Genomic DNA, 13,876 nt, shown 5'->3' with positions numbered 1-13,876 from the left:
AGCATGGAAATGCGCGCAGATCTGCTGATTGTCGGGGCCGGAATGGTCGGCAGCGCCCTAGCGCTGGCGTTGCAGGACAGCGGGCTGGAAGTTTTGCTGCTGGACGGCAGCCCGATGAGCGTCAAGCCCTTCGATGGCCAGGCGCCGTTCGAACCGCGGGTGAGCGCCTTGTCCGCCGCTAGCAAGCGAATTCTTGAACGCCTCGGCGTGTGGGACGGCATCGCCAATCGGCGCAGCAGCCCTTACACCGAAATGCAGGTCTGGGACGGCAGCGGCACCGGGCAGATCCATTTCTCGGCCGCCAGCGTGCATGCCGATGTGCTGGGGCATATCGTCGAGAACCGCGTGGTTCAGGATGCTTTGCTCGATCGTCTGCACGACTGCGACCTCGGAATGCTGGCCAATGCGCGCCTGGAGCAGATGCGCCGCTCCGGCGATGACTGGCTGCTGACCCTGGCCGATGGCCGCACCTTGCGCGCGCCGCTGGTGATTGCGGCGGATGGTGCCAACTCGGCGGTACGGCGCCTGACCGGCGTGGCTACGCGTGAGTGGGATTATCTGCACCACGCGATCGTCACCAGCGTGCGCAGCGCCAAACCGCATCAAATGACCGCTTGGCAGCGCTTCACCGACAATGGTCCGCTGGCGTTCTTGCCGTTGGAACGGGACGGCCAGCAGGATTGGTGTTCGATCGTCTGGTCGACCACGCCCAGTGAAGCCGAACGGCTGATGGCGCTGGACGACGCGGGTTTTTGTCTCGAATTGGAACGCGCCTTTGAGGGCCGGCTCGGCACAGTGCTCAGCGCCGATCCTCGTGTGTGTGTGCCACTGCGTCAGCGGCATGCCAAGCGTTATGTGGCGGAAGGCCTGGCACTGATCGGCGATGCGGCGCACACCATTCACCCGCTGGCCGGGCAGGGCGTGAACCTCGGTTTCCTCGATGCTGCCGTGCTGGCCGAAGTGCTGTTGCAAGCGGCGGAGCGCGGCGAGCGGTTGGCGGACGTGAAGGTGCTCAGTCGTTACGAGCGTCGGCGTATGCCGCACAACCTGGCGTTGATGGCGGCGATGGAAGGTTTCGAGCGTTTGTTCCAGGCCGATCCGTTGCCGGTTCGCTGGTTGCGTAATGCCGGGTTGAAGATGGTTGACCAGATGCCGGAAGCCAAGGCGTTGTTCGTGCGCGAAGCGCTGGGGCTGATCGGGGATTTACCGGCGCTGGCCAAGGCCTGAAGTAGACAGAGTCCTGTGGTGAGGGGATAAATCCCCTCGCCACAGGTCAGCCACTCTGGCTATGCAACATCTGGTAACTCCTCCGTAAACTGTTCGATTGAGAAGCTAAATGTGAGTCCTTATCATTTGCTCTCAATTTTCCAATCGAGAGACCGCTCCCATGTTGGCACCGAAGCGTCTACTGACCGCACTCGCCCTGACCCTGATCGGCAGCACTGCTGCACAGGCCGCCGACGAAGTGGTGGTCTACTCCTCGCGTATCGACGAGCTGATCAAGCCGGTGTTCGATGCCTACACCGCGAAAACCGGCGTGCAGGTGAAGTTCATCACCGACAAGGAAGCGCCGTTGATGCAGCGGATCAAGGCCGAGGGCGAGAACGCCACCGCCGACCTGCTGCTGACCGTCGATGCCGGCAACCTCTGGCAGGCCGAGCAGATGGGCATCCTGCAACCGTTCACCTCCAAGGTGATCGACGCCAACATTCCGCTGCAGTACCGCGCGTCCTCCCATGCCTGGACCGGCCTGAGCCTGCGGGCGCGAACCATTGCCTACTCCACCGATCGGGTGAAACCCGGTGAGCTGACCACCTACGAGGCACTGGCTGACAAACAGTGGGAAGGTCGCCTGTGCCTGCGCACGGCGAAGAAGGTCTACAACCAGTCCCTGACCGCCACCATGATCGAAGTGCACGGTGCCGACAAAACCGAGAAGATCCTCAAAGGCTGGGTCAACAACCTGTCCACCGACGTGTTCTCCGACGACATCGCCGTGCTCGAGGCGATCAACGCCGGTCAGTGCGACGTCGGCATCGTTAACACGTACTACTACGGCCGTCTGCACAAGCAGAAGCCGGACCTGCCGGTAAAACTGTTCTGGCCCAACCAGGGTGATCGCGGCGTTCACGTGAACCTGTCGGGCATCGGCTTGACCAAGCATGCACCGCACCCGGAAGCGGCCAAGGCCCTGGTTGAATGGATGACCACCCCTGAAGCGCAGAAGATCTTCGCCGACGTGAACCAGGAATTCCCGGCCAACCCTGCGGTTCAGCCATCTGCTGAAGTAGCGAGCTGGGGCAAGTTTGTGGCCGACACACTGCCGGTGGAAATTGCCGGCAAGCGTCAGGCTGAAGCGATTCGGATGATGGATCGGGCGGGCTGGAACTGACCTCACCGTTATTGTGGCGTGCGGCTACCTGTGGCGAGGGAGCTTGCTCCCGCTGGGCTGCGAAGCGGCCCCGTTGGCGTCTATAGGTCAGGATCGAGATGATCTGATAACCTCCTGCGGCTGCTTCGCACCCGGGAGCAAGCTCCCTCGCCACAAAATGGAGCCGGCTTCAAGTTAGAGTCGGACGAATATTTTCTAGAGAATTCCCTTGGCTCACCCCGCCCAACGCCGCTGGTATCCCCTGGTCTTCGCCATCGCCGCGCTGGTCCTGCTGCCCCTGAGCGTGCTGTTTTTCTCCTGGCAAACCATCGATCAGCAAATCTGGTCGCACCTCTGGGACACCCAGATGCCGCGCCTGCTGGGCAATACGCTGACGTTGGTGCTCGGCGTCGGAATCGGTGTCACGCTCCTGGGCGTCAGCCTCGCCTGGCTGACCAGCCTCTGCGAATTCCCCGGCCGGCGCTGGCTGGACTGGGCGCTGATGCTGCCTTTTGCGATTCCGGCTTATGTGCTGGCCTTCGTCTTCGTCGGCCTGCTGGATTTCGCCGGCCCGGTGCAAACCTTGCTGCGGGAATGGTTCGGTACCGGGCTGCGATTGCCGCGCGTACGCTCCACCGGCGGCGTCATCCTCGTTCTGGTGCTGGTGTTCTACCCCTACGTTTACCTGCTGGCGCGCACTGCATTCCTGGCCCAGGGCAAAGGCCTGATGGAAGCGGCACGCGTGCTCGGGCAATCGCCGTGGCAGGCGTTCTGGCGCGTGGCCCTGCCGATGGCGCGGCCGGCGATTGGTGCCGGCGTGGCGTTGGCGTTGATGGAAACCCTGGCGGACTTCGGTGCGGTGTCGGTGTTCAACTTCGACACGTTCACCACGGCCATCTACAAAACCTGGTACGGATTCTTCAGCCTCTCCACCGCCGCGCAACTGGCCAGCCTGTTGCTGCTGGTGGTGATGATTGTGTTGTACGGCGAACGTCGTGCGCGCGGGGCCAGCCGCATGAGCAATGAGCGACCCCGGGTCAAGGCGCTGTACCACCTGCGGGGTTTCAAGGCGTTGGCGGCCATGAGTTGGTGTGGCCTGGTGTTCGCCTGTGCGTTCGTCATTCCAATGCTGCAACTGGTGGTGTGGTTCTGGCAGCGTGGACGTTTCGATCTGGATGAGCGTTACGCCGGGCTGATTGTCCACACCCTGTACCTGGGCGGCATGGCAGCGTTGATTACCGTCAGCGTTGCGCTGGTGCTGGCATTTGCCCGAAGGCTGGCGCCGACCCGGGCGATCCGTTCCGGTGTCAGCCTGGCCAATCTCGGCTACGCCCTGCCGGGATCGGTGTTGGCGGTGTCGATCATGCTGGCGTTCAGTTACCTGGATCGCGAACTGGTCATCCCGTTGTCAGGCTGGCTCGGCGGGGCCGGCAAGCCATTGCTGCTGGGCAGTCTGTCGGCGCTACTGCTGGCCTATCTGGTGCGTTTCATCGCGGTGGCTTATGGGCCGCTGGACAGCAGCCTGGCGCGAATACGGCCTTCTTTGCCCGAAGCGGCACGTAGCCTTGGCGTCAGTGGGCCACGACTGTTTTTCAAAGTGTATCTGCCGTTATTGCTGCCCGGCACATTGAGCGCCGCGTTGCTGGTGTTCGTCGATGTGCTCAAGGAAATGCCCGCGACCCTGCTGATGCGCCCGTTTGGCTGGGACACGCTGGCCGTACGGATCTTTGAAATGACCAGCGAAGGCGAGTGGGCGAGGGCTTCGTTGCCGGCCCTGACTCTCGTTTTGGTCGGGCTGTTACCGGTCATCGGATTGATTCGACGTTCGGCGCATCGAAACGCCTAGGTGTCAGTCCTACACCTTGAGGCTACAATGCGCGGCATTCGGTGCGGTCCGTCCTACGGACTCGGTAGCTGATATCGGCTGAAAGCCTTCTATTTCAAGGCTTTCGCCCGTTAAGCACTTGCCCGCACCTTCGCCACGCCCGGAAGGAGAAACCCATGGGACAGCGTACGCCTCTGTATGACCTTCATCTCGCCCTCGGCGCGAAGATGGTCGATTTTGGCGGTTGGGATATGCCTCTGCATTACGGCTCGCAGGTCGAGGAACACCATCAGGTGCGCCGCGATTGCGGGGTTTTCGATGTATCCCACATGACCGTGATCGATGTCGCCGGCCCTCAGGCCAAGGCCTGGCTCCAGCATTTGCTGGCCAATGACGTCGAGCGCCTGCACAGCCCCGGCCGTGCCTTGTACAGCACCATGCTCAACGAGCGCGGCGGCATCGTCGACGACATGATCGTCTACCGTCTCGAGGACGGTTATCGGCTGGTGGTCAACGCCTCCACCCGCAATCAGGACCTCGCCTGGATGCAGGCCCACATCGATGGTTTCGACGTGCAGCTCAACGAGCGCTCCGAACTGGCGATGCTGGCGATTCAAGGCCCCCATGCCCGGCACAAGATCTCCGAACTGGTCACCCAGTCCCGCGGCAACCTGATCCAGATGCTCAAGCCCTTCGAAGGCCAGCCTGATGGCGACTGGTTCATCGCGCGCACCGGCTATACCGGTGAAGACGGTCTGGAGATCGTGCTGCCGGCCAATCAGGCTCCAGGGTTTTTCAACGATCTGGTGGGCGCGGGCATTTCTCCTATCGGTCTGGGCGCCCGGGATACCTTGCGTGTCGAAGCCGGCATGAACCTGTACGGCCAGGACATTCATCAGGACGTTTCACCACTGGCCTCGAACATGGCCTGGAGCATTGCCTGGGAACCGGCCACTCGCCAGTTCATCGGTCGCAGCGCCCTGGAAGCCGAGCGGGCGGGTGGTGTGCAGCACAAACTGGTCGGTCTGGTCCTTGAGGAACGTGGGGTTTTGCGCGCTCATCAAGTGGTCCGTATCGCCAATGTTGGCGAAGGAGAGATCACCAGTGGTAGTTTCTCTCCTACGCTTAGCAAGTCGATAGCACTGGCGCGCGTGCCGATGGCAACTGCCGACCGCGCAGAAGTGGAAATCCGTGGCAAGTGGTACCCGGTCCGAGTGGTCAAACCGACCTTCGTACGCCATGGCAAAACCTTGATCTAACCTTTTTGGCGGGCAACGACCGCTGACAATTCTCTTGAGGACACAGAACATGAGCGATATCCCTGCCGACCTGCGTTTTGCCGAAAGTCACGAATGGGCCCGCCTGGAAGCTGATGGCTCCGTCACCGTGGGCATCAGCGATCACGCTCAGGAAGCCTTGGGCGATGTGGTGTTCGTTGAGCTGACCGAAGTCGGAAAAGTCTTCGCTGCCGGTGATCAATCCGGTGTCGTTGAGTCGGTTAAAGCCGCCTCCGACATTTACTCCCCGGTATCCGGTGAAGTGATTGCGATCAACGAAGAACTGAGCGCTAACCCGGAACTGCTCAACTCCCAACCGTACAGTGCCTGGATCTTCAAACTGAAGCCTAGCGACAAGGCTGAGCTGGACAAGCTGCTCGATGCAGCTGGTTACAAGGCCGCCATCGGCGAGTAAGCCTTGAGCGTCATCCCAAAGCCCCGACCCGTCGGGGCTTTTTTTCGCCTGACGGATTTTCCCTGTGGGAGCGGGCTTGCTCGCGAAGGCGGTCTTTCAGCTGACATCTACATCGACTGACACGGCCCTTTGCGAGCAAGCCCGCTCCCACAAGGTCCGCCGTTTGTACTGGCTGCTATGCTGGTTTGACCGTGTTGCATCGACGTTGAGCGCCAGTCAAGAGAGAGCCCGTCATGTCCCAATTGCCGTCCTTGAGCCAGTTACGCGACCCCAATGCTTTTCTTCGCCGCCACCTCGGCCCCGATGCCGCCGAGCAACAGGCGATGCTCGACAGCCTCGGCCTCGGCAGTCGGGTCGAGCTGATCGAGCAAACGGTGCCGCCGGGAATCCGCCTGAATCGGGCGCTCGATTTACCGCCCGCCCTCGACGAAGAAGCCGCGCTGGCCAAGCTGCGTGGGTACGCCGAGCAGAACCAGGTCTGGACCAGCCTGATCGGCATGGGCTACCACGGCACCCTCACGCCCACCGTGATTCTGCGCAACGTGCTGGAAAATCCCGGTTGGTACACCGCCTACACGCCTTATCAGCCTGAGATTGCCCAAGGCCGGCTCGAAGCGCTGCTGAATTTCCAGCAATTGACCATCGACTTGACAGGTCTCGAGCTGGCGAACGCGTCGTTGCTCGATGAAGCCACCGCGGCGGCGGAAGCCATGGCGCTGGCCAAGCGGGTCGCCAAGTCCAAAAGCAATCTGTTCTTCGTCGATGAGAACTGCCATCCACAAACCATCTCCGTGGTGCAAACCCGCGCCGAAGGCTTCGGTTTCGAGCTGATCATCGATGCTGTGGATAACTTGAAGCAGTACGAGGTGTTTGGCGCGCTGCTGCAATATCCGGACACCCATGGCGAGATCCGCGATCTGCGGCCATTGATCGATCACTTGCATGCCCAGCAGGCGCTGGCCTGTGTAGCGACGGATCTGCTGAGCCTGCTGTTACTGACCCCGCCGGGTGAGCTGGGCGCCGACGTGGTGTTCGGCTCGTCCCAGCGTTTCGGTGTACCGATGGGGTACGGCGGACCACACGCGGCATTTTTTGCCAGCCGCGAAGAGTACAAGCGAGCGATTCCCGGGCGGATCATCGGCGTCTCGAAAGATGCTCGCGGCAATACCGCGTTGCGCATGGCCCTGCAAACTCGCGAGCAACATATTCGGCGGGAGAAGGCCAATTCGAACATCTGCACCGCTCAGGTATTGCTGGCCAACATCGCCAGTTTCTACGCGGTTTACCACGGCCCGGAAGGGTTGAAGCAAATTGCCCAGCGTGTCCACCGGTTGACCTGCATCCTTGCCGCCGGCCTTGAGCGCCACGGCATCACCCGCCTCAACACCCACTTTTTCGACACACTGACGCTGGAGGTCGGTGGCACTCAGACGGCAATCATCGAAAGTGCCCAGGCCGCACAGATCAATTTGCGCATTCTCGGGCGCGGGCAGTTGGGGCTGAGCCTTGACGAAACCTCTGACGAAACCACGGTGGCGAAACTGTTCGATGTGTTCCTCGGTTCCGATCATGGGCTGAACGTCGACGAACTGGACGGTGAATCCCTTGCATCCGGCATTCCCGCAGGATTGCTGCGCACCTCGCCTTATCTGCGCCATCCCGTATTCAGCGCCCATCACAGCGAAACCGAGATGCTGCGCTACCTCAAGCAACTGGAAAACAAAGACCTGGCGCTCAACCAGTCGATGATTCCGCTGGGCTCCTGCACCATGAAACTCAATGCCACCAGCGAGATGATCCCCATCACCTGGCCGCAATTCGCCCACTTGCACCCGTTTGTGCCGAAAGAGCAGGCGGTGGGTTATTCGTTGATGATCGAGGAGCTGGAGCGCTGGCTCTGCGCGATCACCGGTTTCGACGCGATCTGCATGCAACCCAACTCCGGCGCCCAGGGCGAGTACGCCGGGCTGCTGGCGATCCGCAAATACCACGAGAGCCGTCATGAAGGGGCACGAGACATCTGCCTGATCCCGTCCTCCGCCCACGGCACCAACCCGGCGTCGGCGCAGATGGCCGGGATGCGCGTGGTGATCGTCGAGTGCGACGAGGCGGGCAACGTCGATCTGGATGACCTCAAAAGCAAGGCTGCGGACGCGGGCGACAAACTTGCCTGCCTGATGGCGACGTATCCGTCGACTCACGGCGTGTATGAAGAAGGCATCAGCGAAATCTGCGAAGTTATCCACAGCCACGGCGGCCAGGTGTACATGGATGGCGCCAACCTCAACGCCCAGGTGGGATTGACGCGGCCGGCGGACATTGGCGCCGACGTGTCCCACATGAACCTGCACAAGACCTTCTGCATTCCCCACGGCGGCGGTGGGCCGGGCATGGGCCCGATTGGTGCGCGCGCGCACCTGGCGCCGTTCGTCGCCAATCACCCGGTGGTGCCGATTGAAGGACCGCTGCCGCAGAACGGCGCGGTCAGCGCCGCGCCTTGGGGCAGTGCGAGCATTTTGCCGATCAGCTGGATGTACATCGCCATGATGGGGCCGCAGTTAGCGGATGCCAGCGAGGTGGCGATCCTTGCCGCAAATTACCTGGCGCAGCATTTGTCCGGGGCGTTCCCCGTGCTCTACACCGGGCGCAACGAGCGTGTGGCGCACGAATGCATCCTGGATTTGCGACCACTGAAGGCGCTGACCGGGATCAGCGAAGAGGACGTGGCCAAGCGCCTGATGGATTACGGTTTCCATGCGCCGACCATGTCGTTCCCGGTGCCGGGGACGCTGATGGTCGAGCCGACCGAAAGTGAGTCAAAGGCCGAGCTGGACCGGTTTATCGGCGCGATGCTGAGCATTCGTGCGGAAATCACCGAGGTACAGAACGGTAACTGGCCAGCCGAGGACAATCCGCTGAAGCGAGCGCCGCATACCCTGGCCGACATCACCGGCATTTGGGAGCGGCCTTACAGCATCGAGCAAGCGGTGACGCCGGATGCGCACACCAAGGCGCATAAATACTGGCCGGTGGTGAATCGGGTGGATAACGTCTATGGCGACCGCAATTTGTTCTGCGCGTGCGTACCGGTCGATGATTACCGCTGATCTCCCGCACTACGCAAATCCAATGTGGGAGCGAGCCTGCTCGCGATAACGGTGTAACAGTCGCTGAAGATGTCGACTGATCCACCGCTATCGCGAGCAGGCTGGCTCCCACAGGGTTTTGTATTGGGCAAAAAAATGCCGCTCGTTAGAGCGGCATTTTTGTTTAGGTAAAGCTTATTCCGAAGCCACGGCATTCTTCGCCAGGATCGCGTTCGCCAGTTCCATATCCGTCGCCTGCAGGCCCGGATTGTCGGCGCGGACTTTCTGCATCGCGGCTTCCAGATAAGGACCGCGAATGCCGCCGTCACTGGCGACAAAGCTGCCGGCATCGTCCTGCGCGGCAACGATCAGCTTGTGATCCTTGAAGGTCAGGTAAGTCGAACCGGTGGTGGCACCGGACGAAATGACGTTACGCCAAAAGCTATCGGCCATCGCCGAACCGACTGGAAGGGACAACAAGGCGATGGTAGCGACAGCAAGTTTGAGACGCATAATGGGTGACTCCACTGGTTAACTACGGGGTTGGATCGCCATTCCCCCAATCCAGTTCCGTGATGGCCGCGCCTACTTTTGTTCGCTCTGCGGCGTCACTCGCAATACTTCCTCGATCGTCGTCAACCCGGCGGCCACTTTCTGCGCCCCCGACAAACGCAAACTGCGCATGCCTTCCTTGAACGCCTGACGCCGCACCGCCAGCAAATCAGTGTCGGGATTGATCAGCGCTTTTACGCCATCGGTCAGCTGCATGATTTCGTAGACCCCGGCGCGGCCGCGATAGCCAGTGTCGCGACATTCCAGACAGCCGATGGCGCGCTGGGCGTTGGTCGGCAGCGGCGCTTGCCAGGGTTTGGTCAGGGTTTGCCAATCTTCTTCGCTCAACGTCAGCGGTGCCTTGCAGTGAGGGCACAATGTGCGGACCAGGCGCTGGGCCATGACGCCGAGCACTGTGGCCTTGATCAGGTAATGCGGCACGCCGAGTTCCAGCAGGCGGCTGATGGCGCTGGGCGCATCGTTGGTGTGCAAGGTCGAGAGTACCAAGTGACCGGTGAGCGCGGCCTGAATGGCCATTTCCGCGGTTTCGAGGTCGCGGATCTCGCCGATCATGATGATGTCTGGATCCTGCCGCATCAGCGCGCGCACGCCAGCGGCGAAGGTCAGGTCGATGTTGTGCTGGACCTGCATCTGGTTGAACGCCGGTTCGACCATCTCGATCGGGTCTTCGATGGTGCAGAGGTTGACCTCCGGGGTCGCCAGTTTCTTTAGCGTGGTGTACAGCGTGGTTGTTTTGCCCGACCCCGTGGGCCCGGTCACCAGAATGATGCCGTTGGGCTGGCGGGTCATGTCCTGCCAGCGGCGCAGGTCTTCGGCGGAGAAGCCCAGCTGATCGAAGTCCTTGAGCAGCACTTCCGGGTCGAAGATCCGCATGACCATTTTTTCGCCGAACGCCGTCGGCAAGGTCGACAGCCGCAACTCGACTTCGCCGCCGTCCGGGGTCTTGGTCTTTACCCGGCCATCCTGGGGTTTGCGCTTTTCCGCGACGTTCATCCGCCCGAGGCTTTTCAGGCGGCTGACGATCGCCATCGTCACCTGCGGCGGGAATTGATAGACGTTGTGCAGCACGCCATCGATGCGAAAGCGCACCGTGCCCTGTTCGCGCCGGGGTTCGATGTGGATATCACTGGCTCGCTGCTGGAAGGCGTACTGGAACAACCAGTCGACGATGTTGACGATGTGCGCGTCGTTGGCATCTGGCTCCTGATCGCTGGCGCCGAGGTTGAGCAGTTGCTCGAAGTTGCCCAGGGAGCTGGTTTGCTGATCGGCGTTGGTCGCCCCGCTGACCGATTTGGCCAGGCGGAAAAACTCGACGCTGAAGCGCTGGATGTCCACCGGGTTGGCGACGACGCGTTTGATTGGCAGCTTCAACACGTGAGTCAGGTCAGCTTCCCAGCCGTTGACATAAGGTTGGGCGCTGGCCACGGTCACCGCGTCGCGGTCGATGGACACCGCCAGGATCTTGTGGCGCTGGGCGAAGGCGTAGGACATCAGCGGCGTGATGGCCGCGACGTTGATCTTCAGCGGATCGATGCGCAAGTAAGGCTGGCCGGCCTGCTGCGACAGCCACAGGGTCAGGCTTTCCAGATCCAGATGTTTGCCGGGACGACTAAGGTCGTCGAGGTGCTGGCTGGCGATGAATTCCAGGGGATGCATCTGGCCATTGGCGGCATGCCGGCGGCGGGCATTGAGCGCGTGTTCGGCCGAGTCCTGGCTGATAAAGCCCTGGGCGACCAGTTCACGCAGCAAATCATTGAGATCCAGCCAGCGGTCCTGAATGGCAAGTTGAACGGACATGCGGGCTCCTCATGAACAACAGTTCGCAAAGGATAGTCGCGGACCCACCGACCGTTGGGCCACTACCCGACGAAGCCGTGTCGAGGTTTGTCAGCCTGCCGCCTGAGCCGGCTCATTCCACGCCGAATCAGCGGCTTGCAGCTCTACGGAAAAAACGCTGATCAGGTTACGTAATTTGTCCGCAATCACTTCGGCCCGATGCCAGCTCAGCCCGTCCATGACGATGTCGATCGACATCAGATCGTCCATCCGTTGCGCGCTGACCTGCTGCGGCGTCAGTAACTGTAAGGCGAACAGGTTGAGCGTCCGGCACAGCAGGTCCGGCTCGGCTTCGGCCAACAGTTGGTAATGAACGCGGCAGTGCGCGTTGCCGGCGTTCCAGACATCGGCGCGGGCGGGCGAGGTGTTCACGGCTTCCAGGTGCGGCATGGTCGGTCTCCAAATCAATGGAGAAATTTTTACATTCGCTGCCGGACATTTCTTATCTATGATTGAGTCTATTGGCTATTTTTCGAATTGTTTGATTCGGCTGGCTATCAATTACGGGTTTATTTATGCATAGCGAGCTGGATAGCTACGATCGCAAGATTCTCGCGTTGCTGCAGGAAGACGCTTCGCTCTCCAGCGCGCAGATCGCCGAACAGGTGGGGCTCTCCCAGTCGCCGTGCTGGCGGCGGATTCAGCGGATGAAGGAGGAGGGGATCATTCGCGGGCAGGTGACGTTGCTCGACCGGAAGAAAATCGGCCTTAACACGCAGATCTTTGCCGAGATCAAACTCAACGCGCACGGGCGTTCGAATTTCACCGAGTTCACCGAGGCGATTCGTGGTTTTCCCGAAGTGCTGGAGTGCTATGTGCTGATGGGGTCGGTGGATTTCTTGTTGCGGATTGTCACGGCGGACATCGAGGCGTATGAGCGGTTTTTCTTTGAGAAGCTGTCGATGGTGCCGGGAATTCAGGAAGTGAACTCGATTGTGGCGTTGTCGGAGATCAAGTCGACAACGAGCTTGCCGGTCTAGGGTATGCGGTGAATGTGCTGGCCTCTTCGCGGGCAAGCCTCGCTCCTACAGGTTTGAGTCGGCCGCCGAATTGGGGTCAACGAAAATACTGTAGGAGCGAGGCTTGCCCGCGAAGGCGTCATTACATACGCAGCAGCATTTTCCAGGCACGATTCTGATAAACCGCAATCGCCTGCTGCTTGCGTGCATCCAGCGATTCATCGGTGATCGGCTCGTTGGCCAGTTGCGCCAGTAGTTTGAGCTCACCGTACAGGCGATCCATTTCCGGGATGTCCAGCACGCCACGGGCATGGTGCAGCCAGGCCTGGATGCGCTCGATGCGCGGCAGTTGCTCGGCCAAATCTTCCGGCTGTTGCTGATAACGCTGCAATTGCAGCGACGTCGCTTCTTCACCGAGCAAGCGCGGCAACCAGCTACCCAACTGCGCAGCGCCCTGGCGATTGCCACGGACGTTGCGATCAGCCGCCCAGGTGCGGGCCAGCAACCAACGTGAAGTGTTCAGCGAGAACAGGCCCCAGCGCGGGTCTTCCAGTTCTTCGAGGAACTGCTCCGGCGCAGCTTTGCGCACGTCTTCGTCGTCGATACCTGCCTGAACCAGCGGGCGCCAGTCTTCGAGCAAGGCATCCAGAGCAACGCGTAGATCATGAGTCGACTGACGCGGTGCGGCCTGGCCCAGGCTGCTGAGCAAGGCGCGCAACTCAGCGAGGTTCTCGACCCAGTCCTGCAACAGGCGCCAGTGGCCGTTGAAGCGATACTGTTCGGCCAGACGCTGGCTGCTGCTCAGCAAGTGCCAGCTCAGCGCGGCGAATGCATCATCCAGCGGCGTTTCAGCGGTGATTTGCGGCGCAGGCAGGCTCAATGAGTAACTGTTGGCGTCGTACAAGCGATAACCACGCTCGGCCTTGCTGATGTCACACGGCATCAGGGCCAGGGTCGCAGCCAGTTCGGCGGCCAGTTCCAGCAGGGCAGCCGGCTCGCCTTCGCGCAGTTCCAGTTCCAGCTCACAGATTTCTTCTTTCTGCTTGCCGACCACCACGTGGCCCAGGTCCAGCGCGGCTTCGATGACCACTTTGGTCTTGCCACGGCCCCAGGCGATTTCAGCGCGTTCGCGAACGAAATCGGTGGTGAAGATCGGTTTCAGGGTTTTCTTGTCCAGCTCGGCCAATTCTTCTGGCCAGCATTCGCCGTCGAGTTTTTTCACGTCGAGCTTGGCTTTGGGCAGGTTCCAGTCGTATTCGTTACGCTCGGACAGGCCGGCGACGCTCTGGCCGCGGGTCTTGAGGGTTTGAATCACTTCTTCGCCATCCTTGCGCAAGCGCAGGGCAACCTTGGCGCGGGCCAGGTCGCGCTCAGGCGTGTCGAAGTACTGGTTCATCAACTCACGGCGTTCCCAGCCACTTTTGTTGCGTTTTTTCAGGAGCGGGTGCTCGCGCAGGGCAGCGAGGGTTTCGCGGCTGACGCGGAGTTTGATTTCGGTTTCTTTCTGCATGGCCGGAAAATCCAGGATCGGGAG

11 protein-coding genes are annotated in these 13,876 nt (G+C 61.0%); 7 read left to right on the top strand and 4 right to left on the bottom strand.

Annotated elements, in window-relative coordinates; genetic code table 11:
- The first annotated feature begins 9 nt into the window (after nt 1–9).
- From ACA060_RS27845 to gcvP, 6 genes are all read left to right on the top strand, one after another.
- Entirely contained in the window at nt 10–1,227 is a 1,218-nt protein-coding gene (locus ACA060_RS27845; protein WP_497318367.1) for a 2-octaprenyl-3-methyl-6-methoxy-1,4-benzoquinol hydroxylase, read from the top strand.
- A gap of 160 nt (nt 1,228–1,387) precedes the next feature.
- Complete coding sequence (locus ACA060_RS27840) at nt 1,388–2,392, top strand: extracellular solute-binding protein (RefSeq protein ID WP_109635745.1); 1,005 nt, start codon at nt 1,388–1,390, stop codon at nt 2,390–2,392.
- A gap of 208 nt (nt 2,393–2,600) precedes the next feature.
- Nucleotides 2,601–4,217 (top strand): ABC transporter permease, encoded by a 1,617-nt coding sequence (locus ACA060_RS27835; RefSeq protein ID WP_497314385.1) that lies wholly within the window; start codon nt 2,601–2,603, stop codon nt 4,215–4,217.
- A gap of 155 nt (nt 4,218–4,372) precedes the next feature.
- A complete protein-coding gene (gene gcvT / locus ACA060_RS27830; protein ID WP_109635741.1) occupies nt 4,373–5,455 on the top strand; it encodes a glycine cleavage system aminomethyltransferase GcvT in 1,083 nt (360 codons plus the stop codon).
- 49 nt (nt 5,456–5,504) lie between these two features.
- Nucleotides 5,505–5,888, top strand: coding sequence for a glycine cleavage system protein GcvH (gcvH, locus tag ACA060_RS27825; RefSeq protein WP_497314383.1), 384 nt, complete (start codon nt 5,505–5,507; stop codon nt 5,886–5,888).
- 233 nt (nt 5,889–6,121) lie between these two features.
- Nucleotides 6,122–8,995 (top strand): aminomethyl-transferring glycine dehydrogenase, encoded by a 2,874-nt coding sequence (gcvP, locus tag ACA060_RS27820; protein WP_497314382.1) that lies wholly within the window; start codon nt 6,122–6,124, stop codon nt 8,993–8,995.
- Between the two features lie 174 nt (nt 8,996–9,169).
- On the opposite strand, the gene ACA060_RS27815 is transcribed toward gcvP, so the two are convergent.
- From ACA060_RS27815 to ACA060_RS27805, 3 genes are all read right to left on the bottom strand, one after another.
- Nucleotides 9,170–9,490: a DUF2388 domain-containing protein gene (locus ACA060_RS27815; protein ID WP_169857239.1), complete on the bottom strand. Its 321-nt coding sequence runs from the start codon at nt 9,488–9,490 to the stop codon at nt 9,170–9,172.
- A gap of 69 nt (nt 9,491–9,559) precedes the next feature.
- Complete coding sequence (gene tfpB / locus ACA060_RS27810; RefSeq protein ID WP_497314380.1) at nt 9,560–11,344, bottom strand: type IV pilus assembly ATPase TfpB; 1,785 nt, start codon at nt 11,342–11,344, stop codon at nt 9,560–9,562.
- 90 nt (nt 11,345–11,434) lie between these two features.
- Nucleotides 11,435–11,773 (bottom strand): ACT-like domain-containing protein, encoded by a 339-nt coding sequence (locus ACA060_RS27805; RefSeq protein ID WP_497314378.1) that lies wholly within the window; start codon nt 11,771–11,773, stop codon nt 11,435–11,437.
- A gap of 125 nt (nt 11,774–11,898) precedes the next feature.
- On the opposite strand from ACA060_RS27805, the gene ACA060_RS27800 reads away from it, so the two are divergent.
- Complete coding sequence (locus ACA060_RS27800) at nt 11,899–12,363, top strand: Lrp/AsnC family transcriptional regulator (protein WP_109635733.1); 465 nt, start codon at nt 11,899–11,901, stop codon at nt 12,361–12,363.
- 121 nt (nt 12,364–12,484) lie between these two features.
- Here the strand turns inward: ACA060_RS27800 and ACA060_RS27795 are convergent, their stop codons facing one another.
- Entirely contained in the window at nt 12,485–13,852 is a 1,368-nt protein-coding gene (locus ACA060_RS27795) for a CYTH domain-containing protein (RefSeq protein WP_497314376.1), read from the bottom strand.
- Between the last annotated feature and the right edge of the window lie 24 nt (nt 13,853–13,876).

The sequence above is a fragment of the Pseudomonas sp. LBUM1671 genome (assembly GCF_059695685.1).
Note: the sequence above shows the minus strand (reverse complement) of the source record. Positions and strands in the feature narration are given on the sequence as shown.